The 22141-nt window shown below is 71.1% G+C and carries 22 protein-coding genes and 1 riboswitch; of the genes, 11 read left to right on the top strand and 11 right to left on the bottom strand.

Going from position 1 to position 22141, the window contains the following annotated elements:
* Positions 1-297 precede the first annotated feature (297 nt).
* Entirely contained in the window at positions 298-621 is a 324-nt protein-coding gene (locus ACZ63E_RS45775; RefSeq protein WP_465342583.1) for a hypothetical protein, read from the top strand.
* Between the two features lie 45 nt (positions 622-666).
* Here the strand turns inward: ACZ63E_RS45775 and groL are convergent, their stop codons facing one another.
* The 5 genes from groL to ACZ63E_RS45750 all read right to left on the bottom strand — a co-directional run bounded on the left by groL (position 667) and on the right by ACZ63E_RS45750 (position 5704).
* Positions 667-2295: a chaperonin GroEL gene (gene groL, locus ACZ63E_RS45770; protein WP_003085442.1), complete on the bottom strand. Its 1629-nt coding sequence runs from the start codon at positions 2293-2295 to the stop codon at positions 667-669.
* A 223-nt stretch (positions 2296-2518) separates the two neighbouring features.
* The gene (locus ACZ63E_RS45765; RefSeq protein ID WP_465342581.1) at positions 2519-4018 is read right to left on the bottom strand and encodes a serine/threonine-protein kinase; all 1500 of its coding nucleotides are present in this window, start codon (positions 4016-4018) and stop codon (positions 2519-2521) included.
* 66 nt (positions 4019-4084) lie between these two features.
* A complete protein-coding gene (locus tag ACZ63E_RS45760) occupies positions 4085-4291 on the bottom strand; it encodes a cold-shock protein (protein ID WP_005164266.1) in 207 nt (68 codons plus the stop codon).
* Positions 4292-4403: 112 nt separating this feature from the next.
* Entirely contained in the window at positions 4404-5027 is a 624-nt protein-coding gene (locus ACZ63E_RS45755) for an AIM24 family protein (protein ID WP_465342580.1), read from the bottom strand.
* Positions 5027-5704 (bottom strand): TIGR00266 family protein, encoded by a 678-nt coding sequence (locus tag ACZ63E_RS45750; protein WP_465342578.1) that lies wholly within the window; start codon positions 5702-5704, stop codon positions 5027-5029. The genes ACZ63E_RS45755 and ACZ63E_RS45750 overlap by 1 nt, the downstream gene beginning before the upstream one ends.
* Before the next feature lie 73 nt (positions 5705-5777).
* Here ACZ63E_RS45750 and moeA point away from each other — a divergent pair, with 73 nt between their 5' ends.
* Entirely contained in the window at positions 5778-6971 is a 1194-nt protein-coding gene (moeA, locus tag ACZ63E_RS45745) for a molybdopterin molybdotransferase MoeA (RefSeq protein ID WP_465342577.1), read from the top strand.
* Here moeA and ACZ63E_RS45740 read toward each other — a convergent pair.
* Positions 6925-8178 (bottom strand): MFS transporter, encoded by a 1254-nt coding sequence (locus tag ACZ63E_RS45740; RefSeq protein WP_465342576.1) that lies wholly within the window; start codon positions 8176-8178, stop codon positions 6925-6927. The genes moeA and ACZ63E_RS45740 overlap by 47 nt on opposite strands.
* Complete coding sequence (locus tag ACZ63E_RS45735; protein ID WP_465342575.1) at positions 8175-8735, bottom strand: helix-turn-helix domain-containing protein; 561 nt, start codon at positions 8733-8735, stop codon at positions 8175-8177. Before ACZ63E_RS45735 ends, ACZ63E_RS45740 begins: the two co-directional genes overlap by 4 nt.
* Positions 8736-8807: 72 nt before the next feature.
* Between ACZ63E_RS45735 and ACZ63E_RS45730 the strand changes: the two genes are divergently transcribed.
* On the top strand, positions 8808-9092 hold the full coding sequence (locus ACZ63E_RS45730) for a GlsB/YeaQ/YmgE family stress response membrane protein (RefSeq protein WP_465301762.1): 285 nt from the start codon (positions 8808-8810) through the stop codon (positions 9090-9092).
* Between the two features lie 39 nt (positions 9093-9131).
* Here the strand turns inward: ACZ63E_RS45730 and ACZ63E_RS45725 are convergent, their stop codons facing one another.
* Positions 9132-9344: a hypothetical protein gene (locus ACZ63E_RS45725; RefSeq protein ID WP_465342574.1), complete on the bottom strand. Its 213-nt coding sequence runs from the start codon at positions 9342-9344 to the stop codon at positions 9132-9134.
* 248 nt (positions 9345-9592) lie between these two features.
* Here ACZ63E_RS45725 and ACZ63E_RS45720 point away from each other — a divergent pair, with 248 nt between their 5' ends.
* From ACZ63E_RS45720 to ACZ63E_RS45710, 3 genes are all read left to right on the top strand, one after another.
* Entirely contained in the window at positions 9593-10318 is a 726-nt protein-coding gene (locus ACZ63E_RS45720) for a phosphatidylserine decarboxylase (RefSeq protein WP_465342573.1), read from the top strand.
* 3 nt (positions 10319-10321) lie between these two features.
* A complete protein-coding gene (pssA, locus tag ACZ63E_RS45715) occupies positions 10322-11278 on the top strand; it encodes a CDP-diacylglycerol--serine O-phosphatidyltransferase (protein WP_465342572.1) in 957 nt (318 codons plus the stop codon).
* 338 nt (positions 11279-11616) lie between these two features.
* Positions 11617-13884, top strand: coding sequence for an AAA family ATPase (locus ACZ63E_RS45710; RefSeq protein WP_465342571.1), 2268 nt, complete (start codon positions 11617-11619; stop codon positions 13882-13884).
* A gap of 45 nt (positions 13885-13929) precedes the next feature.
* Here ACZ63E_RS45710 and ACZ63E_RS45705 read toward each other — a convergent pair whose 3' ends face one another.
* The gene (locus tag ACZ63E_RS45705) at positions 13930-14559 is read right to left on the bottom strand and encodes a LytR C-terminal domain-containing protein (RefSeq protein ID WP_465342570.1); all 630 of its coding nucleotides are present in this window, start codon (positions 14557-14559) and stop codon (positions 13930-13932) included.
* A complete protein-coding gene (locus tag ACZ63E_RS45700; RefSeq protein ID WP_003101701.1) occupies positions 14556-14864 on the bottom strand; it encodes a DUF3263 domain-containing protein in 309 nt (102 codons plus the stop codon). Before ACZ63E_RS45700 ends, ACZ63E_RS45705 begins: the two co-directional genes overlap by 4 nt.
* A gap of 155 nt (positions 14865-15019) precedes the next feature.
* On the opposite strand from ACZ63E_RS45700, the gene ACZ63E_RS45695 reads away from it, so the two are divergent.
* Complete coding sequence (locus ACZ63E_RS45695) at positions 15020-15598, top strand: peptide deformylase (RefSeq protein ID WP_465342569.1); 579 nt, start codon at positions 15020-15022, stop codon at positions 15596-15598.
* Between the two features lie 58 nt (positions 15599-15656).
* Here the strand turns inward: ACZ63E_RS45695 and ACZ63E_RS45690 are convergent, their stop codons facing one another.
* Complete coding sequence (locus ACZ63E_RS45690; protein WP_465342568.1) at positions 15657-17822, bottom strand: glycoside hydrolase family 15 protein; 2166 nt, start codon at positions 17820-17822, stop codon at positions 15657-15659.
* A gap of 199 nt (positions 17823-18021) precedes the next feature.
* Here ACZ63E_RS45690 and ACZ63E_RS45685 point away from each other — a divergent pair, with 199 nt between their 5' ends.
* From ACZ63E_RS45685 to ACZ63E_RS45670, 4 genes are all read left to right on the top strand, one after another.
* Positions 18022-18933: a S1C family serine protease gene (locus ACZ63E_RS45685; RefSeq protein WP_465342567.1), complete on the top strand. Its 912-nt coding sequence runs from the start codon at positions 18022-18024 to the stop codon at positions 18931-18933.
* Between the two features lie 38 nt (positions 18934-18971).
* A riboswitch (TPP riboswitch) is annotated at positions 18972-19093 on the top strand.
* The gene (gene thiC, locus ACZ63E_RS45680) at positions 19087-20724 is read left to right on the top strand and encodes a phosphomethylpyrimidine synthase ThiC (RefSeq protein ID WP_465342566.1); all 1638 of its coding nucleotides are present in this window, start codon (positions 19087-19089) and stop codon (positions 20722-20724) included. Its footprint overlaps the riboswitch before it by 7 nt.
* Complete coding sequence (gene thiD, locus ACZ63E_RS45675) at positions 20721-21521, top strand: bifunctional hydroxymethylpyrimidine kinase/phosphomethylpyrimidine kinase (RefSeq protein ID WP_465342565.1); 801 nt, start codon at positions 20721-20723, stop codon at positions 21519-21521. Before thiC ends, thiD begins: the two co-directional genes overlap by 4 nt.
* A gap of 4 nt (positions 21522-21525) precedes the next feature.
* Positions 21526-22053: a hypothetical protein gene (locus tag ACZ63E_RS45670; protein WP_465342564.1), complete on the top strand. Its 528-nt coding sequence runs from the start codon at positions 21526-21528 to the stop codon at positions 22051-22053.
* Positions 22054-22141: the final 88 nt, after the last annotated feature.

The raw sequence follows: 22141 nt of genomic DNA, 5'->3' as shown, positions 1-22141 counted from the left end.
ACAGGTAGTCGAGCACCCCGCGGACCTGGTCGGGCGGCACCGGCGGCCGGTTGACCACCGGGCGCTCGCCCTCGGTGTGCGAGTCGGCGGCCCGCCGGACGACGGGACGGGGATACACCGAAGACACCCGCGCGGGGGCGCGGGCAAGGCCGCACAACCGGGTCGGGACCGGGAGCGGCGAAGCACGGAGAACGGCCCGGACGCCAGGGGACGTCCGGGCCGTTCGGCGTAGCCGGCTGCGCTGACCGGCCGAAATGCCCTCCGCGAACCACAGACAAGGGGTTAGGGTTCGCGCTCGTGGATCAAGGGAGCAGGACGGCGGCGAAGATCGTCGTCGGGATCTTGGGTGGGCTCTACCTGGTCGCCGGGCTGGGGCTGACCGCCTTGGCCGCGTTCACGGCGCTCGCCTTCAACGACACCGGCAGCCCGAGCGTCACCAGAACCGTGCTCTACACCGCCGCCGCGCTGGCGATCTGGGTCCTGCTCACCGGGATCGGCGCGATCGTCGTCGCGCTGGAAGCGGAAGAAGCGAGCACCGCCTGGCTCGGGGGCCTCGGGGTGCTCGCCCTCGGCGTTGTCATCGCCGGCGCCTTCGCCGTCTGGTTCTTCACCAAACCATAAAAAAAGCCCGGCCCGCCGAAGCGGACCGGGCTTTCCCTGCGTGGATCAGAAGTCCATGCCACCCATGCCACCGGACGGGTCGGCGGGAGCGGCCGAAGCCTTCTCCGGCTTGTCCGCCACGACGGCCTCGGTGGTCAGGAACAGCGCCGCGATGGAAGCGGCGTTCTGCAGCGCGGAGCGGGTGACCTTCGTCGGGTCCGGCACGCCGGCGGCGAGCAGGTCCTCGTAGACACCCGTGGCGGCGTTGAGGCCGTGACCCTGCGGCAGGCCCTTGACCTTCTCCACCACGACGCCGCCTTCGAGGCCGGCGTTGATCGCGATCTGCTTGAGCGGGGCCTCGACGGCCACCTTGACGATGTTGGCGCCAGTGGCCTCGTCGCCCTCGAGCTTCAGGCCCGCGAAGGCAGCCTCGGCAGCCTGGATGAGAGCGACGCCACCACCGGCGACGATGCCCTCTTCGACGGCGGCCTTGGCGTTGCGCACCGCGTCCTCGATGCGGTGCTTGCGCTCCTTGAGCTCGACCTCGGTCGCGGCGCCGGCCTTGATGACGGCCACGCCGCCGGCCAGCTTCGCCAGACGCTCCTGGAGCTTCTCGCGGTCGTAGTCCGAGTCCGAGTTGTCGATCTCGGCGCGGATCTGGTTGACGCGACCCTGGATCTGGTCGGCGTCGCCCGCACCCTCGACGATGGTCGTCTCGTCCTTGGTGATGACGGCCTTGCGGGCCTTGCCCAGCAGGGACAGGTCCGCGTTCTCCAGCTTGAGGCCGACGTCCTCGGAGATGACCTGGCCACCGGTCAGGATCGCGATGTCCTGCAGGATCGCCTTGCGGCGGTCACCGAAGCCCGGGGCCTTGACGGCGACGGACTTGAAGGTGCCGCGCATCTTGTTGACGATGAGGGTGGCCAGGGCCTCGCCCTCGACGTCCTCGGCGATGATCAGCAGCGGCTTGCCGGACTGGATGACCTTCTCCAGCAGCGGCAGGACGTCCTTGACGGTGGAGATCTTGGAGCCGAAGAGGAGGATGTAGGGGTCCTCCAGCTCGGCTTCCTGACGCTCCGGGTCGGTCACGAAGTAACCGGAGATGTAGCCCTTGTCGAAGCGCATGCCCTCGGTGAGCTCGAGCTCGAGGCCGAAGGTGTTGCTCTCCTCGACGGTGACGACGCCTTCCTTGCCGACCTTGTCCAGCGCCTCGGCGATCAGCTCGCCGATCGTGCGGTCAGCGGCCGAGATCGAGGCGGTAGCAGCGATCTGCTCCTTGGTCTCGATCTGGACGGCGGCCTTGTGCAGCTGCTCGGTGACGGCCTCGACGGCCGCCTCGATGCCACGCTTCAGGGAGATGGGGTCGGCGCCGGCGGCGACGTTGCGCAGCCCCTCGCGGACGAGGGCCTGGGCGAGCACGGTGGCGGTGGTGGTGCCGTCACCCGCGACGTCGTCGGTCTTCTTGGCGACCTCCTTGACGAGCTCCGCCCCGATCTTCTCCCACGGGTCCTCGAGCTCGATCTCCTTGGCGATGGAGACACCGTCGTTGGTGATGGTCGGCGCGCCCCACTTCTTCTCGAGCACGACGTTCCGGCCCCGCGGGCCGAGGGTCACCTTGACGGCTTCGGCGAGGGTGTTCAAGCCGCGCTCAAGACCGCGGCGGGCGTCCTCGTCGAACGCGATCAGTTTGGCCATTGCGGTGTGGTCCTCCGGTATTGGGCGCCACCGCCACGTGTCTACAGCGGCGGCGGCAGGACTCTTCCTCGGCCAGGCTCGGTGCCCGCGACGGACGACTGGACCCGAGTGGGGGTCAGCCTCACCGTCCCGACCTTTGGCACTCGACGGCGTCGAGTGCCAACACCGTGTCTAGCACTCTCGGGTGGAGAGTGCAAGAAGACCTGCTCAGCGCGGCCCGGACTCAGGAGCTCGGCTTGATGGAGATCGACGTCGGCGGCGCCTTGAGCGAAGACGTCGGGTTGCTCTGCGAGTCGCCGGGGCCGACCGGGATGTTCGGCGCCGTCGTAGTGCCGTCACTCCCGCCGCTGCCGCTGTCGGAGAACAGGAAGATCGCGCCGACGATCAGGCCGGCCAGCACGAGCAGGCCGAGGGCGATGAAGATCCACTTCTTGCCACCGCCGCTCTTCGGCTGGTGGAACGCGCCCGCGCCGCCCGCGGGCATCGGGGGCCGCAACCGCATCGGGTCCTGGCCGTAGCCGGGCGGCGGGCCCTGCGGGGGCATGCCCGGCTGCTGCGGGTAGCCGTACCCCGGGGGCGGTCCTTGGGGCGGCATACCCTGCGGCGGCATGCCCTGCGGCATGCCTTGCTGGGGGTAGCCGTAGCCGGGCGGCGGGCCCTGCGGCGGCCCACTGGGGCCACCGGGACCGCCGGGGCCCTGCGGCCCGGGCTGCTGCCCGTAACCGGGCTGCTGCTGTCCTCCGTACGGGTGCACGGGGGCCCCCTCTCCCTGCGGTGCCGTGGCCTGGTGCGGTCCTTGTTGTACCTGACCAGGCCGTGGCGGCGCGGGAATTCCGCCCGAATTCGTCCCCGGGGGACCCGGTGGGGTGTCCGAGGCGGCGAGGGCGCCGAGCGCGCGGCGCGCGGCCGCGACCATCTCGACGCAGCTGGGATAACGGTCGGCGGGGTTCTTCGCCATGCCCTTGCGGACGACCTCGTCGATCGCCGGCGGCAGCGCGACCGCCCGGGAGATCGCCGGCGGGTCGCCGTTGAGGTGGCCCTTGATCACCGTCGGCACGTCACCCTTGAAGGGCGGGCTGCCGGTGAGGCACGCGTAGAGGACGCACGTGAGCGCGTACTGGTCGGTGCGCCCGTCCAGCGGCTCGCCGCGCAGGTGCTCGGGCGCCGCGTACGTCGGCGAGCCGAGGAAGTCGCCGCCGCGCGTGCGGTGACCGGTCGCGCCGCGGCGCGTCAGCCCGAAGTCGGCGACGTACACGTGTTCGCGCGAGGTCTCCTTCTTCGTCACGAGCACGTTGGCCGGCTTGACGTCCAGGTGGACCAGACCACGGTTGTGCAGCGTGTCGAGGGCGTCCGCGACCTGGTCGAGCATGGTCAGGGCGCGCGCCGGCGCGATCGGGCCGCCCGAGATCAGCCCGGCGAGATCACCGCCGTCGACCATGCGCATGGCGATGTAGAGCATCCCGTCGAGCTCGCCGAAGTCGTACAGCGGCACGACGTTGGCGTGGTCGATCGCGGAGGTGTTGCGGGCCTCGTCGACGAAGCGCTCGCGGAACTCGGCGTCCGCACCGAGGTGGTCGCCGATGACCTTCAGCGCCACCTTCCGGCCCAGACGCACGTCCGTGGCCTTGTAGGTCACGCTCATGCCGCCCTTGCCGAGCACTCCGTCGATGCGGTAGTTGCCCAGCCGGCGACCGGTGAGGTCCCCCGACACATCGCCTGTCACGCCCGGCAGCCTAACGTCCCAGGTTCGGCGGCTGCCGGGGGTTCGCCAATCGGGTGATCCGTGTCGTTACGACACCTTCCGCACGTCGGCTGCCTGGCTCCGTCCGTCCCGGCCGGACTGGACTTCGAACTCGACGCGGTCGCCTTCGTCCAAAGTGCGGAATCCGTCGGCCTGAATGGCCGAATAGTGGACGAACACGTCCGGCCCCTCGGTGGATTCGATGAACCCGTAGCCCTTTTCCGAGTTGAACCATTTGACGGTGCCGACAGCCACGGCGCCCTCCCTCAGCACAAAGGATCCGCTGGCCCGAGCGGACGCCAGCGGCGGAAGTGTCAATCACGCTACCGGAATTATTCCCCTCGGCAATGGGCAATTCGTCTGAAGATCACGTTGAAGAAAGGCGCCGGTTCCGCGCTTGCACGAGCACCGTCCCGGGACCCGCGAAGTCGACGGCGAGCCCTTCCCCGGTGCGCAGCGACTGCGCGCCGCCCGGGTCGAGCGCCCGCAGCCGGCACTGCACGGTGTCCGGGTAGGCCAGCAAGTAGTCCGGCCGCACGGTGACCAGCTCGCCCTTGCCGAGCTCGAAGGCGTCGACCGGGCCGGGCGCGGCCAGCACCAGCGGGCCGGTTCCGCTGTAGTGCTCCAGGAATCCCGAGTCCGCGCCGAAGAGCTGCTGCAACGGGGCCCAGCCGGGGTCGTGCCGGACGGACGCGGGCCGCACCAGCACGGCGTCGCGGTGGACCGCCCAGCCGGTCCCGCCGCCGAGCTCCAGCGGGTAGACGTCGCCGGGGCGCAGCGGCGCGAAGTCGATCCAGCCGCCGTCGGACGGTGCCGTGTAGACGGCGAACGTCGTCTTGCCCGCGCGAGCCCCGCCGCGGCCTGGCGCCGTCTCGGTGACGCCGAACCGGCTGGCGAGCAACGTCTCGGGCGCGGCCTGCACCGCCTCGCCCGGGTCGAGGAGGACGCGGGCGACGCCGAAGCCGGGGGTGTGCCGGGTCTGGACGCGCATCAGCGGGACGGGACGTGGGAGACGATCCAGCTGATCAGCGCGGACGGGTTGCGCGTCTGCGTCATGACCTGGCCGGGACCGACGAAGTCGAACACGAGGCCTTCGCCGCTCTTCATGGACTGGATGACGCCCGTCGCGACCTTCCGGATCTGGTACTGCACGGTGTCGGCGTACGCGACGACGTGCCCGGTGTCGACGGTGACCATCTCGCCCTGCTGCAGGGTGATCGTCTCGACGGCGCCGTAACAGCTGACGAGCAGCTGGCCCTGGCCGGTGGCGTGGGTCAGGAAGCCGCCTTCGCCGCCCACCAGGTTCTTCATCCCGCCCCACTTGGTCTCGGTCTGCACGCCGTGCGACGACGCGAGCCAGCAACCGCGGGTGACCGCCCAGCCGGTGCGGCCGTCGAGGGGGATCACCTGGATGTCGCCGGGGAGGTTGGCGGCGACGTCGACCCAGCCGCCGTTCTGCGGCGCGGTGAAGGTGGAGATGAAGAAGGACTCGCCGGAGAGGAACGCGCGCCCGAGGCCCTTCATGATCCCGCCCTGGGCCTGCGACTGCACCTGGACGCCGTAGCTGGTCGCCATCATCGCGCCGGACTCGACCTGGCACGGCTCGCCGGGCGCCAGCATCAGCCGGGCGACGGCGAACGAGGGCTGTTGACGGACTCCGACCTGCATGCTGCTCCCCTTCGGCGCGCTCTCGAACGACGCAGAGTCTTGCATGCCCCGCACGGGGGTGGAGGATGGTCCGGTGATCTCCGTCGACGACTACCGCGACCGCGTTGCCGCGCTCCTGGGCAGCTCCCCCGCGACCGCCCTGCCCCTCGCCGAAGCCGCCGGTCTGGTGCTGGCCGAGGACGTCCGGGCCGGGGTGTCCCTGCCGCCCTTCGACAACTCCGCGATGGACGGGTACGCGGTCCGCGCGGCGGACGTCGCCGAAGCGCCGATGACCTTGCCGGTGGCGGACGACATCCCGGCGGGCCGCGTCGACGTCCAGCCGCTGAAGCCGGGCACCGTGCACCGGATCATGACCGGCGCGCCGCTGCCGCCCGGCGCGGACGCCGTCGTGATGGTCGAAGACACCGACGGCGGCACCGAGACCGTCACGATCTCCGCCGTGGCGGGCGAAGGCGCGCACATCCGGCGGTCGGGCGAAGACGTCCTCAAAGACACTGTCGCGCTGCACGCCGGCACCGTGCTCGGTCACTCCCAGCTGGGCCTGGCGGCCGCGGTCGGGCTCGCCGAGGTGCGGGTGCACCGGCCGCTGCGGGTGCTCGTCGCCTCGACCGGCACCGAGCTGATCGACGCGCCGGCTCCGCTGCGCCACGGCCAGATCTACGAGTCCAACAGCGTGATGCTCGCGGCGGCGATCCGCGGCCTCGGCTGCGAGGTCGACGTCGTCCGCAGTGTGGTCGACGACGTCGAGGAGTTCCGCAAGGTCATCGAGCCGAGGCTGCCCGACGTCGACCTGCTGGTCACCTCCGGCGGCGTCAGCGCGGGCGCGTACGAAGTGGTGAAGGACGCGCTCACCGGGCAGGGCGTCGAGTTCGCGAAGGTCGCGATGCAGCCGGGCGGCCCGCAGGGCAACGGCCGCTGGCACGGCGTGCCGGTGGTGACGCTGCCCGGCAACCCGGTCAGTGTGCTGGTGTCGTTCGAGGCGTTCCTGCGCCCGGCGATCCTGACGGCGCTCGGCCACACCGACGTCTCACGACGGCGGGTGCGGGCCCGGCTGACCGAAGCGATGTCCTCGCCCGCCGGGCGCCGCCAGTTCCGCCGGGGTGTGTTCACCTCCTCCGACGGCGAAGTGACCGGGATCGTCGGGCCGCGCGGCGGGCCGGGCTCGCACCTGCTGGCCGCGTTCACCCAGGCCAACTGCCTGATCGTGCTGCCGGAGGACGTCACGTCGGCAGCGGTTGGCGAGGAAGTGGACGTGCTGCTGCTCTGACCGGGAAGTCGCGCTCCTTCACCAGCGGCACGAGCATTCCGAGCGCGACGACCAGCACGCCGGACATCACCCAGAGCGTCTCGCGGACGCCGATCGCCTCGCCCAGCACGCCGCCGAGCACCCCGGCCAGCGGGATCGTGCCGTAGTTGACGAGCGAGGCGCTGGAGTTGATCCGGCTGAACAGCTCAGGCGGGCAGTACTGCTGCCGGAACGTCGTGGTCAGCACGTTGGAGGCGACCACACCGGCACAGACGCCGAACTCCGCGACCACGAACAGCACCAGGCCCCGGCCGGGGCCGCTCAGCGGGCCGAGCAGCAGCATCGGCGCCGCGAAGACCTCGCACAGCAGGAACGCGCGTGTGGTGCCGAAGCGCGCGCCGAGCCGCCCGGCCAGAACCGCGCCGAGCACCCCGCCGGAGGCGGCCACCGCCAGGACCAGGCCGACCAGGCCGGGTGCGGCGCCGAGCGTCCGGGAAAGGAACACGATCTGGATGGCCTGGTACCCGGTGAGGGCGAGGTTCGAGACCGCGCCGAAGGTCATCAGCGTCCGCAGGTAGCGGTCGGTCAGCACGAACCGCAGCCCCTCCGCGATCTGGCTGCGCAACGGCGTCCGCGCCACCGGGACGACGACTTCGCGCACCCGGATCGCCCGGACGCACAGCACGGAAACGCCGAAGCTGACGGCGTCCGCGAGGACCCCGCTGACCGGGCCGAACGCCTGCGCCAGCAGCCCGGCCAGACCCGGCCCGGCGACCTGCGTCGCGGACTCGCTGCCCTGCAGCTTGGCGTTGGCCTCCAAGAGCTCGTCCGGCTGGGCCAGAACCGGCAGGTAAGCGCGGTAGGCGAGGGTGAAGAAGACCTTGGCGATCCCGCCGAGCAGAGCCGCGACCAGCAGGTACGGCATGGTCAGCACGCCGAACGCGGCCGCGAGCGGGACGCTGCCGAACACCGCCATCGACACCGTGTTGCAGACCAGCATCACCGGCCGCTTCGGCAGCCGGTCGACCCAGGCGCCGGCGGGCAGCCCGACGACCAGCCACGGCAGCCACGCGACGGCGGTCAGCACGCCGACCTGGAACGTGCTCGCCCGCAGGGTGAGCACCGCGACCAGCGGCAACGCCGTGCTCGCGACCATGCTGCCGAGCATGCTCGTGGTCTCGCCGGTCCAGAGCAGCCGGAAGTCCCTGTTCCCCCAGAGCCCCTTCACGGCTTGCCCAGCGAGGCCCGCGCGGCGAAGAAGACGGGACGGCGCTCGACGCCGTCACCGGGCTTGGTGCGGTCTTCGAACTCGCTGATCAGCAGGAAGATCCGCTCGTTGAGCTCGTCGAGCTCGGCCTTGGACAGCCGCACCCACGTGTCGATGCTGAACGGGGCGCCGCGCCACTCCTCGGGATAGCTCTCCCGGTGGGCGATCCAGTCGCGGGCGATCGCGGTCTGGTGGTCGAGCACGAGCACCTCGGCGGCTTCGGCGACCGGGTCGCCGGGGAAGTCGCCGGCGGCCCACCGGAGGGTCTTCGCGCTCCGCTTCCACCAGCGTTCTCGCTGGTCACGCGCCAGTTCCGGGGCGACCTCGACGAGCTTCGCGGCGGCCAGCACCTTCATGTGGTGGCTGACGTTGCCCACCGCCTGCCCGGTCTTCTCGGCCAGCATCGAGGCCGTGGCGGGGCCGTCGAGGTGGAGCAGCTCGAGGAGCCGGCGGCGCAGCTGGTGCGACATGGCCGCCAGCACCTTCGAGTCGTGGATCTCCCGGATGTCGTCGCTCATGACGCACAAGAGTAGTTGTACAAGAGTTCTTGCGCAATGACTCTTGTGCACCTGCTCGCGTAAGCTCGCGCCATGGGTTTCGTCGCATGGGTGATCTTCGGGGCGATCGTCGGCTGGGCCGCGAACCTCGTGGTCGGCGGCCGGGACCGCCGCCGCCAGGGTTGCCTGGTCAGCGTGCTGGTCGGGGTGGTCGGCGCGGCGCTCGGCGGGCTGCTCTACCGGCTCGCGACCGGGCAGTCGAAGGCGTTCGAATTCGACTTCCCGAGCTTCGGCGTGGCCATCCTCGGGGCGGTCGTGCTGCTGGCGATCCTGCGGCTCGTCACCGGTCTCGGCCGTCGCCCGAGCGACCGTTTGTAACTTTTGCCGGATGAACGCTGATCAACGGCGTCCCAGCCGTTAAAATTCGTCGTCACGCGCACCACCCGGTGGCCGGGTGCCTGCGCCGTCGGGGGGCGCATGCACCCGGCCTCCGTTCTTCGCTTCGATGACCACGTCGACGGCGCGCACCGGATCCACCAAGGACGGGATCGGCACTTCGTCGATCTCCGTCCGCCACGCGCCGAACAGCTCCTCGAGGCGAGCTTCGGCGGCATCGCGGTGGTCGGTCATCGTTGCCCTCCCCAGGCCCGGCGGCAGCGCCCCGAACGGGGTCAACTACTGAGAGTTGTCGGTGAATTCGACTTTGTGTTACCGGGATGTGGTCGTTCCCACCCGCTGTGGGGACACCCTCGCGGAGGAGCCACCCAGGGGCGCGCGGACACGTTCACCTGGGGCAGCGGTAGCGTGGTGGCGCCCGTACGCGGCGGCCGGACCCGGCGCCGACCCGATCTTCCGACACGAAACCAGGGGACCCGACCATGAGCGGCACCCGGCCGGAGCCCGCCGGCAACCCAGTCGCGCACGCCCTCCAGCTCGCCCGCGAAACGCTGCCGCCGATGCACCCCGCCGGTCGCCCGTTCGTGGCGGGCGGGGTCGCGGCGACGCTGCTGGCCCGCCGGTTCTCCAAGCGCTTGGGCGTCCTCGGCGCGCTCACGACCGTCGCGATGGCCGCGTTCTTCCGCGAGCCGAAACGGGTCCCGCCGCCGCGTGACGGCGTCGCGCTCGCGTCGGCCGATGGGCTCGTGTCGCTGATCGAGGAAGCCGTCCCGCCCGCCGAGCTCGGCCTGCCCGCCGAGCCGCGGATGCGCGTGTCGGTGTTCCTCTCGGTGTTCGACGTGCACGTCCAGCGCGTGCCGGCGAACGGCGTGATCGAGCGTGTCGCCTACCGGCCGGGCAAGTTCCTCTCCGCCGACCTGGACAAGGCCAGCGAGGACAACGAACGCAACTCCGTGCTGCTGCGCACCGAAGACGGCCACGAGCTCGTCGTCGTGCAGATCGCCGGGCTGGTCGCGCGCCGCATCCTCTGCGAGATCCGCGAGGGTGACAAGGTCGGCGCGGCCGCGACCTACGGCATCATCCGCTTCGGCTCCCGGGTCGACCTCTACCTCCCGCCGGGTTCCCGCGTGCTGGTCGCCAAGGGCCAGCGCACGGTCGGCGGCGAGACCGTGATCGCGGAACTCCCTGACTCGCCTGCGAAGGGCTGATCGATGGTCCGCGTGACCACCCCCGGCGTCCGGCTGCTGCCGAACGCCATCACCGTCCTCGCGTTGTGCGCGGGCCTGTCGGCCGTGCAGTTCGCGCTGACGAAGAACTTCTCGATGGCGATCGCGTCGATCGGCATCGCGGCGGTGCTCGACAGCCTCGACGGCCGGATCGCCCGGCTCCTCGACGCGACGTCGAAGATGGGCGCGGAGCTGGACTCCCTGTCCGACGGCATCTCCTTCGGCGTCGCGCCGGCGCTCGTCATCTACGTGTGGCAAACGGGCGCCGACCGGATCGGCTGGGTGGCGTCGCTGATCTTCGCCGTCTGCATGATCCTGCGGCTGGCGCGCTTCAACACGCTGCTGGACGACACCGAGCAGCCGCCGTACGCGAGCGAGTTCTTCGTCGGCGTCCCGGCGCCCGCGGGCGGTCTGCTCGGGATGCTGCCGCTCGTGGCGTACCTGCAGTGGGGCGACGGCTGGTGGTCTTCGCAGTACGTCGTGTGGGCGTGGACGATCGCCATCGCGGCCCTGCTGATCAGCCGCATCCCGACGCTCTCGCTGAAGACGGTCAAGGCCCCGGCGAAGGCGATCGCGCCCCTGCTGCTCGGCGTCGCGCTGCTGGCCGCGGCGATCATCCAGTTCCCGCTGGTCGCGCTGCTCGTGGCGATGGTGCTGTACCTGGCGCACATCCCGTACTCGGTCTACCGGCACCGCTGGCTGGCCGCGCACCCGGAGGCCTGGACGGTCCCGCCGCGCGAGCGCCGCGCGATCCGCCGGGCCCGCTCCCCGCGCCGCCTGGGCCTGCGCCCGCCGCTGCGCCGCCGGGTCGCGGGCGCGGCGATGCGCGCGGTCCGCCTGCCGCGCACCGGCGAACCGGTCCGCACCCCCCGCGGCACCTCGGAAAACGGCAACGGCCAGCGCCGCCGCTCCTGGCGCCAGATCGGCCTCCGCCGCAAGTAACCGTGTCGACCCCCCAGACACACGTGTCGACCCCCCAATCACGCGTGATGCCCCTTCAATCACGCGAGATGCCCGCCCAATCACGCGAGATCGCCCGCTGATCACGCGAGTCACGCGCCCAATCACGCGAGTTACGTCCCCAATCACGCGAGATCGGTCCCCGATCACGCGAACCGACCGGGCCGACACAGCGTCCCCCCGTGATCCGCGGGGCATCACGCGTGATCCAGGAGGCATCACGCGTGATTGGCGGGGCATCACGCGTGATCGGAGGGTCGACACGGGTTCCGCCCGTCCATCACCTCCTGCGCGGCCGCCGGATCGCTAGGGTGAACGGCGTGAGCCACCCGCAGATCACGCTGACCGTCCGGCACACGCCGTCCGCGCTGGACACGCGCCGCGGCGTCGTCCGGCTGCACCCCGAAGTCCTCGACGCGCTGGGCCTGCGGGCCTGGGACGCCGTCCACCTCACCGGCGCCCGCGTCAGCGCCGCCCTCGCCGCGCCCACCGACGAGGCCGACGTGCCGGGGGTGCTGCTCACCGACGACGTCACCATGTCGAACCTCGGCGTCACCGAAGGCGCCGAGGTCGTGGTCGCGCCGGCCGAGGTCGCGGCGGCGAAGACGGTGACCGTCGCGGGGTCGCGGCTGGCCAGCGTCTCGGTCAGCCCGCACATGCTGCGGCTCGCCCTGATCGGCAAGGTCCTGACCGTCGGTGACGCCGTTTCGCTGCTGCCGCAGGACCTCGCGCCGTCACCGGGGTCCGACGCGGCCGGCCTGCGCGGCCAGCTCTCTCGCGCGATCGGCGCGACCTGGACCAACGAGCTGCTCACCGTCACCGCGACCGAGCCGGCCGGCGCGGTCGCCGTCGGGCCGTCCACTGTGGTCGTCTGGCGGGACGGCGCGCGCCCCGCCCCCGAGCCCGCCACGCCCCGCACGGCGACCGCGCTCGTCCGCACCTCCGCCGTCACCGCGGCCGAGGAGTGGATCGACGCGGAGATCGTCGAGGACGAAATCACCGTCCAAGAGACCGCCGAGCCGGCCGTGCCGCTGGCCGACCTGATCGGCGCCGAAGCCGCCGCGCGCAAGCTCGCCGAGTGGTTCGACCTGGCCTTCCACCGGCCCGAGCTGCTCGCGCGGCTGGGCGCGCCCGCCCACCTCGGCGTCCTGCTGTCCGGGCCCGAAGGGGTCGGCAAGGCGACGCTGGTCCGCTCGGTCGCGAGTGACGCCGACATCCGCGTGGTCCCGGTGGCCGCGCCGAACCTCGCCGTGCTCGACCCGAACGTCGCCGTCGCGCGCCTGCGCGAAGCCATCCGCGCGGCCGAGGAGCCCGCGGTGCTGCTGCTCACCGACGTCGACGCGCTGCTGCCCGCGGCCACCCCGCCGCCGGTGGCCACCGTCGTGCTGGAGGAGCTGCGGACGGCCCTGCGGCGCGAGCGGTTCGCCGTCGTCGCGACGACGGCCCGCGCGGAGTCCGCCGACCCGCGGCTGCGCGCCGCCGACCTGCTTGACCGCGAGCTCGGCCTGGCGCTGCCGGACGCGAAGATCCGCCGTGAGCTGCTGAACGTGCTGCTGCGCGACGTCCCGCTCGACTCGGGCATCGACTGCGGTGTCCTCGCCGAGAAGACGCCGGGGTTCGTCGCGGCGGACCTGATCGCGCTGCGGCGGGACGCGGCGCTGCGGGCCGCGCTGCGCCAGCGTGAGACGGCCGAGCCGCGGATCTCCCAGCAGGACCTGCTGGACGCGCTGGCGACCGTCCGCCCGGTGTCGCTGTCCACTTCGGACAACCTGGCGACCGGCGGGCTGACCCTGGACGACGTCGGCAACATGGTCGACGTCAAGCAGTCGCTCACCGAGACGGTGCTGTGGCCGCTGCGGTACCCGGACTCGTTCGCGCGGCTCGGTGTCGAACCGCCGCGCGGCGTGCTGCTCTACGGGCCGCCCGGCGGCGGCAAGACGTTCCTGGTGCGGGCGCTGGCCGGCACCGGCGCGCTGAACGTCTTCGCGGTCAAGGGCGCCGAGCTGATGGACAAGTGGGTCGGCGAGTCCGAGCGCGCGGTGCGGGAGCTGTTCCGCCGCGCCGCCGAGGCCGCGCCCGCGCTGATCTTCCTGGACGAGATCGACGCGCTCGCCCCGCGCCGCGGCCAGTCGTCGGACTCCGGCGTCGCCGACCGCGTGGTCGCGGCGCTGTTGACCGAGCTCGACGGCGTCGAGCCGATGCGCGAGGTCGTCGTGCTGGGCGCGACGAACCGGCCGGAGCTCGTCGACCCGGCGCTGCTGCGGCCGGGACGGCTCGAGCGGCGCGTCTACGTCCCGCCGCCGGACGCCGAGGCCCGCGCCGCAATCCTGGTGGCCAGCTCGAAGAACACGCCGCTGGCCTCCGATGTGGACCTGGCGGAGATCGCGTCCACTCTGGACGGTTATTCGGCCGCCGACTGCGCGGCCCTGATCCGCGAAGCGGCCCTGACGGCGATGCGCGAGTCCCTGGAGGCCCGCGAAGTCACGGCGGCGCACCTGGACGCGGCGAGGAAGGCGGTCCGGCCGAGCCTCGACCCGGCCCAGCTCGCGACCCTCGAGGCGTACGCGAAAACCCAGGCCGGAGAGTGAAAAAGGGGCGTCACCCGCGGGTGACGCCCCTTCGGGGGAAGATCGTCAGCTGCCCTTGTGGCCGGACTGGTATTCCTTCGTCACGATGATGATCAAGCCCGGCGTCGCGCTCTCTATCCCGGGGAACCGCGGCTCGGCCTTGATCCCGAACTCCTGCGCGAGCTGCTTCGCCGCCGCTTCCTCGTCGGTGCCCGGCCGGTAGAACGCCGTGGTCGTCGGGATGGTGCCCTGCGAGTAGTTGCCGACCTCGTTGACCGTCCAGCCGCCGCCACGGAAGTCGTCCGCCGCGCGGTCCGCCAGGCCCTTGATCGTCGAGTTGTTGAACACCCGGACGGTCACCCACTTGTTGCCCGCCTGCTGGTCGCCACCCGGCTGCCCGGGCTGACCCGGCCGGCCGGACGTCGGCTGCCCCGGGGGCGGGGTGGTCGGCGACGGCGGAGTGGGCGACGTCGGACTGGGGGTCGTCGACGGCGGCGTCGACGGTGAAGTCGGCGGCGCCGACGTCCCGCCGGACGTGCCCGGCTGCGTGGCCGTGCCGCTCGGCCCGGCCTCGTTCGACCCGTCACCCCCGCTCAGCGCGGAGATCCCGCCGATCACGGCGGCCACGATCGCCACACCGACCAGAACGACGCCCGCGGCCTTCATCGGCCGGGACATCCCCGAAAACACGCTCATTTCAGCTCGATCCCCAGTCGCCGGGCGCCACGCTTGCGCTGCCGGGCGGCGCGCGTCTTGCGCAGCCGCTTCACCAGCATCGGGTCGGCTTCGATCGCCTCCGGCTTCTCCAGCAGCTTGTTGAGCAGCTGGTAGTAGCGCGTTGCCGACAGATCGAAGCGCTCGCGGATGGCGTTCTCCTTCGCCCCGGCGTGTCGCCACCACTGACGCTCGAACGCGAGGATCTCGACCTCGCGTTCGGTCAGGCCGGGCACGGGCTTCGGCGGCGACGGCTGCGGCTCAGCCATCGACTCCGCGGCGTCCATCCGAGTCCCTCTCAATCGGGCGTCATGGCGAATCAGACCTAGCTCCTCCGCGGGCGCCATTCAACCACGGAAGCGGCCGCCGACGTGGGCATCCGCGTCGGCGCGTCACGGTCTGGTGCAGGTCTACCAGAAGGGTCCGACTAAACTGCGTGGTCGTGACCATCCACCCCATCGTGATCGCCGGCGAACCCGTGCTGCACCAGCCGACCCGGGAGATCACCGAGTTCGACGAGAAGCTGAGCACCCTCGTCGACGACATGTTCGAGACGATGTACGCCGCCGAGGGCGTCGGCCTCGCGGCCAACCAGATCGGCCTCGACCTGCGGGTGTTCGTCTACGACTGCCCGGACGACGAGGGCGTGCGGCACAAGGGCGTCGTCGTCAACCCGAAGCTCGAGACCTCGGAGATCCCGGAGACCATGCCGGACCCGGACGACGACTGGGAGGGCTGCCTCTCGGCGCCCGGGGAGTCGTACCCGACGGGCCGCGCGAAGTGGGCGAAGGTGACCGGCGCCGACATCGAGGGCAACCCGATCGAGGTCGAGGGCACCGGCTACTTCGCCCGCTGCCTGCAGCACGAGACCGACCACCTGGACGGGTTCATCTACCTGGACCGCCTGGTCGGCCGGCACGCGCGCGCGGCGAAGAAGATGCTGAAGGCGAACAAGTGGGGCGTCCCGGGCCTGTCGTGGCTGCCGCCGCGCACCCCGGAAGACGACGGCGCCGTCATCTGACCCGGCCGGTCGTGAGTGGTAATTAGGGTTAGAACCCGAATTACCACTCACGACATCTTCAGCAGCCGAGGAAGTGGCAGCGGACCACCTTCGGCGTCTCCAGGGTCGAGCCCGCCTTGACGTCCCAGGCCAGCCGGACGTACTGCGCGTGCGTCCAAGCCAGCGGGGTCGCCGACGCGTTCGGCGTGCCCACCGGGAAGCCGGTCTGACCGGACGGCGGGTTCTCGTCCCACACCTGTTCCGGCATGGTCTCCGCCGAGCTGCTCACCCGGCCGAGGTCACGCAGCCGCCGCGCGGCCGACGCCGGGTCGCCGAGCGTCAGCTCGTACTCTCCGCGCTCCCCCGCCAGCAGCGGCCAGAGCCGGCCGAACGTCGTGCGGCTCTCGGCCGGGAACGTGTAGTCCCACGGTGAGCCGTCGGCCTGCTCGCCGTAACCGTCCTTCGTGTACCGGTGCCAGAACTGCCCGGTCGGCGTGGTGAACGCGATCTCCTTGTCAGTGACGCGGACGCTGTTGCGGATCACCGGGTCGTCGGCGCGGTAGATGCCGAGCCGCACCAGGTCGAGGAACCCGGCGTCGGTGACCGCCCGCTGGTCCATCGTGACGCTCGAGTTGCCGAGGTTGTACGTCGTCCCGGCGTTCGCGTTGCCGTCCTTGGTCAGCCGGACGAAGTACGGGTCCTTCGACAGCGGCCCGTTCGTGGTGATCGTCTGCTTCGGCAGGTCGGCCTTGAACTGGTCGGCCGCGGCGAGGTAGCGGGCGGCGTCCGCCGAAGCGCCGTTGTGCGTGGCGAGGTCCGCCGCGCAGACGAGCCCGGCGATCACGGAGGCGATCGTCGACGGCGACCACCCGTCCTGTTCCTCCCAGCGCTCCTGCTGGGTCCACGGCGACGCCTGACCGTTGGGTCCCTTGTAGGACAACAGGAACTCGGCCGCCTTGCGCACGCCGGGCCAGACGTCGGCGCGTCCGAGCTGCTGGGCCAGCACGATCGGGAAAGCGGTTTCGTCGAGCTGGACCGACGTCCAGTACGGCACGCCGTCCACCCGGCTGTTCTGCGGCAGGTGCCCGTCGGCCTGCTGCTGCGTGCCGAACATGTAGGTCACCGCACGGTTCGCGGCCGCGGTGTCGCCGCCGGCGGCCAGCCCGGTCGCGATCTGGTAGAGGTCCCGCGGCCAGACCAGGTGGTAGGTGCCGGACGGCGACCACTCGGGGTCGTTGTTGCCGAAGCGCCACGGCATGCTCGGCGACGCGATGAACGCGCCCGGGTGGTGCTTGTCCTCGCTCGCGGCGAGCGTCAGCATCGACGCCTTGTAGAGGTCACGCTCGCTGTCGGTCTTCAGCGACGACGGCGGTTTGCTGATTCCGCGCAGGTACTGCTCCCAGCCGCGGTCGTAGGCGCGCGTGATGTCGCGGACGCCGCGTCGCTGCGACGCCTGCGCGCTGCCGAGCGCGTCGGACGCCTTCGCGCCCATGCCGAGCGCGAGGGTGACGTGCCGGTTCCGGACGCCGTCGGCGCTCGTCTGCCCGGTCAGCACGACGTTGCCCTTCGCGGCGGTGTCGTAGGTCTTCAGCTTGAACGTCGTCATGAGCTGCGCGGTGCCGTCGGAGTTGCCCGCGTAACCGACGCTGGTCCGCACGAAGGCGGGTTTCGCGGTGAGCGCGGCGGCGTTCGTGGCGTCCGCCGCGGTGACGGCGTCACCCTTGCGCGCGGCCGAGTCGTCGGAGCCGTCGTTGGTCAGGTCCGGGTCGGCGACCGCGTAGAGCTGGTACGGCCGCCCGGTGAGCGACTGGAAGTCGACGTCCACCAGCACGGTCGTGGCGGCCGGGTCGGTGACGTAGGTCTTGCGCAGCCGCCAGCGGTGCTGGTCGTCGGTGATGGTCTGCTCGTAGGTCAGGCTGTCGTCGTCGGTCCGGCGGACCTGCTGCGACTTCTCCGCGTAGTCGAGGTCGGCGAAGCTGCGGCCGTCCGTGACGACGAAGTTCATCGACCGGACGCTCGGCGTCGACAGGTCCGGGTAGTAGACCTCGGACAGCTGCCCGCCCTGGAGCGTGAACCAGACGTTGCTCGACCGGTTGTGGGCGGTGCCGAAGCCGGTCTTGTTCGCGGGCAGCCAGCTCGGATGGGTGCCCGGGGCGCCGGGCGCCTCTCCCTGGGCCGCCGCGATCCCCGGGACCAGCCCGGTGACCAGCAGCCCGGCGAGGGCGCCGAACATGAGTTTGCGCATATCAACCCCACAGAAAGTCACTTCTGCACCGTTACAGAAGCGCCTGGAAGTGTCTCGCCGATCCTTCACGGGCGCATGGTCCGATCCGGTGAACCACTGACCGTCACTGGTCCGGTCGGCGGTTCACGGACAGCGAACTCCCTCCGGCCGGTTTCGAGCGCAGACTTGTAGTACCTGCAACGGTGTAATCGAGGTGCCCATGGAAGACGCGATGGACGCGTACTCGCGCGCGGTGAGCACGGTCGCCCGGACCGTCACCCCGCACGTCGCCGGGGTGCAGCTCGCGCGCGGCAGCGGCTCGGCCGTCGTCTTCGCCGAGGACGGCCACCTGCTCACCAACGCCCACGTCGTCGACGACCACCGGCGTGGTGTCGCGACCTTCGCCGACGGCAGCGAAGTGCCGTTCGACGTCGTCGGCGCCGATCCGCTGTCCGATCTCGCCGTGCTGCGGGCGCGCGGCGAGACGCCGTCGGCCGCCGAGCTCGGGGACGCCGACCAGCTCGTCGTCGGGCAGCTCGTGGTGGCCATCGGCAGCCCGCTCGGCTTCTCCGGCACGGTCACCGTCGGGGTCGTGAGCGCGCTCGGCCGGGCCCTCCCGGTGCGCCACGGCCGCGCCGGGCGCGTGATCGAAGACGTCATCCAGACCGACGCCGCGCTCAACCCGGGCAACTCCGGTGGCGCGCTCGCCGACTCCACCGGCCGGGTCGTCGGGATCAACACCGCGGTCGCCGGCGTCGGGCTCGGGCTCGCCGTGCCGATCAACACGACCACTCGCCGGATCATCGACACGCTCGTGGTCGAAGGCCGGGTGCGGCGGGCGTACCTCGGCGTCGTCGGCGTGCCCGCGCCGCTGCCGGACGACATCGCCGAGCGCACCGGCCAGACCGCCGGGCTGCGGGTGCGCGAAGTCGTCGCGGGCGGGCCCGCCGCGCTGGCCGGGCTACGCGCCGGCGACCTCGTGCTGACCGTCGGGCGCACCCGCGTCTCGGACGCGCAGGGCATCCAGCGGCAGCTGTTCGCGGAAGTGATCGGCACCGCACTGCCGATCACCGTGCTGCGCAACGGAGCCATGGTCGACGTCTACGCCACTCCGGCCGAGTTGGTCGGGTGACTTGAGTATCGCGCCCCGGCGTGGCATGGTCGGTGGCACAACACCAACGCGGGAGCTCGCGCCATGGCGGGCTGAGAGGGTGACTGGGGTTCTCCCGGCGTCACCGACCGCATGAACCTGACCGGGTAATGCCGGCGTAGGGAGTGAAAGTCGTTGACGACGCTCGAAAACAATGCTGCCCTCAATGTCACGACCGGCCCGATCACGGGCTCGCACAAGGTGTACCACCAGACCGAATCCGGGCTCCGTGTCCCGGCCCGCCGCATCGACCTCTCGAACGGCGAACATTTCGACGTCTACGACACTTCCGGCCCCTACACGGATCCGGAAGTGTCGATCGACGTCCACAGTGGACTCCACCGGCTGCGCGCCGGGTGGGCCGACGGGCGTGAGCACAACACCCAGCTCGGCTGGGCCAAACAGGGCGTGGTCACGCGGGAGATGGAGTACATCGCCGCCCGCGAACGGGTTTCGCCGGAGTTCGTGCGGGACGAGGTCGCGCGCGGCCGGGCGGTGATCCCGGTCAACCGGCGCCACCCCGAGTCCGAGCCGATGATCATCGGCAAGAACTTCCTGGTGAAGATCAACGCCAACATGGGCAACTCGGCCGTCTGGTCGTCGGTCGAGGAGGAGGTCGACAAGATGGTGTGGGCGACCCGCTGGGGCGCCGACACGATCATGGACCTCTCCACCGGCAAGCGGATCCACGAGACGCGCGAGTGGATCATCCGCAACTCGCCGGTCCCGGTCGGCACCGTGCCGATCTACCAGGCGCTCGAAAAGGTCAACGGCGAACCGGAAAAGCTGTCGTGGGAGGTCTACCGCGACACGATCGTCGAGCAGTGCGAGCAGGGTGTGGACTACGTCACGGTGCACGCCGGCGTGCTGCTGCGCTACATCCCGCTGACCGCGCGGCGCGTCACCGGGATCGTCAGCCGCGGCGGCTCGATCATGGCCGCCTGGTGCCTCGCGCACCACCAGGAGTCCTTTTTGTACACGCACTTCGAGGAGCTCTGCGAGCTGCTGCGGCAGTACGACGTCACGTTCTCCCTGGGCGACGGCCTGCGTCCGGGCTCGATCGCCGACGCCAACGACCGCGCCCAGTTCGCCGAGCTGGAAACCCTCGGCGAGCTGACGCACCTCGCGCGCTCGCACGACGTCCAGGTGATGATCGAGGGGCCCGGCCACGTGCCGATGCACAAGATCAAGGAGAACGTCGAGCTGGAGGAAAAGCTCTGCGGTGAAGCTCCGTTCTACACTCTCGGTCCACTCGCGACGGACATCGCGCCGGCGTACGACCACATCACCTCGGCCATCGGCGCGGCCCAGATCGGCTGGTACGGCACGGCGATGCTGTGTTACGTCACGCCGAAGGAGCACCTGGGCCTGCCGAACCGCGACGACGTCAAGACCGGCGTGATCACGTACAAGATCGCCGCGCACGCCGCCGACCTGGCCAAGGGGCACCAGTACGCGCAGGAGTGGGACGACGAGCTGTCCAAGGCGCGGTTCGAGTTCCGCTGGAACGACCAGTTCAACCTCTCGCTCGACCCGGACACCGCGCGCGCGTTCCACGACGAGACGCTGCCCGCCGAGCCGGCCAAGACGGCCCACTTCTGCTCGATGTGCGGCCCGAAGTTCTGCTCGATGCGGATCACGCAGGACGTCCGCAAGTACGCCGAGGAGCACGGTCTGTCCACTGTGGAGGCCATCGAGGCCGGGATGGCGTCGAAGTCGGCGGAGTTCACCGAGTCCGGCGGCCAGGTCTACCTGCCCGTGGTGCAGCCGTGACACCGCCCACCGCCCTCACCATCGCCGGATCGGACTCCGGCGGTGGTGCGGGCATCCAGGCGGACCTGCGCACATTCTTCGCCCATGGCGTCCATGGCCTGGTCGCGCTGACGGCGGTCACGGTCCAGAACTCTTTGGGCGTGCAGGGTTTCACCGAGATCCCGGCGGACGTCGTGGCCGCGCAGATCAAGGCGGTGGCGTCCGACATGGGCGTCGGCGCGGCGAAGACGGGCATGCTGGCCACGGCCGAGATCATCCGCGCGGTGGCCAAAACCCTCGACGAGGTCGGCGGTGAGATCCCGCTGGTGGTCGACCCGGTGGCGGCGTCGATGACCGGGCATTCGTTGCTGCGCGAGGACGCACTCGAGGCGATCCGCACGGAGCTGTTCCCGCGGGCGGTCCTGATCACCCCGAACCTGGACGAGGTCCGCCTGCTGACGGGAGTGTCCGTTGTGGACACGGCGTCCCAGCGCGCGGCGGCGGAGGCGTTGCTGGAGTTCGGTTCCCGCTGGGTGCTCGTCAAGGGCGGCCACATGACGGGTTCGGCGGAGTGCGTGGACCTGCTGTCGGACGGCAGTTCGTTCATCTCCCTGAGCGGTCCCCGGTATGCGACGGAGAACACCCACGGCGGCGGCGACACACTGGCGTCGGCGATCACTTCGGGCCTGGCGAAGGGCGTATCGGTGCCGGACGCGGTGGCGGCGGGGAAGAAGTTCATCGAACGCTGCGTGGCGGAGGCCTATCCGCTCGGTGCGGGGGTCGGACCGGTGTCGCCGTTCTGGGTGCTGCCAGACTGAGCAGGTGAGAGAACCCGACGAGCTGTGGGCGGCCCTGTCCGAGGAGCTGCGCGCCGAGATCGACGGCCTGCTCGCCGACGGCCACTTCGTGCACGCGATCCTCGCCCTGCGGGAGAAGTCGGGCCTCTACCCGGTGCCGGGGATCAACGAAGGCAAGGGGCTGGCGGGCTTCCGCACCGCTCTCCTGCACGAGCGCGGCCTGCTGAAACCGCCGCCGGAGCACACCGTGGACGGCATGCTCGCCGAGGTCTCGGCGCGGGGCCTGACCCCGCTCGCCATCGAGATAACCTGGGACGGCGATTCCCGGGGGTGGCACACCGAGCTGTGCGCGGTCGTCAAGGACCCGGACTTCGAACTGGCCTGTCTCGGCCGGTTCGTGCCGCACCTCGACCGCACCCGGTCGGTGCGGGACGAAGCGCGGGAGAAGGGTCAGGCGGTCGCGGACCGGCTCGGCGTGCCCTTCTACTTCCCGCTCCCCGACACTCCCGACCCCGAGCAACCGCACTGGTGGGACCTACCGCAGTCGTCGTGAGTGTTTAGGGCGGGGTGGATTCAAGCGGTCGTCGCAACAGGCTCCTGCGTGGACAGTAGCTGGTTGAGTCGCTCAGCTGGGGTGTCCC

It is taken from the genome of Amycolatopsis sp. NPDC104819, assembly GCF_055583145.1.
Note: the sequence above shows the minus strand (reverse complement) of the source record. Positions and strands in the feature narration are given on the sequence as shown.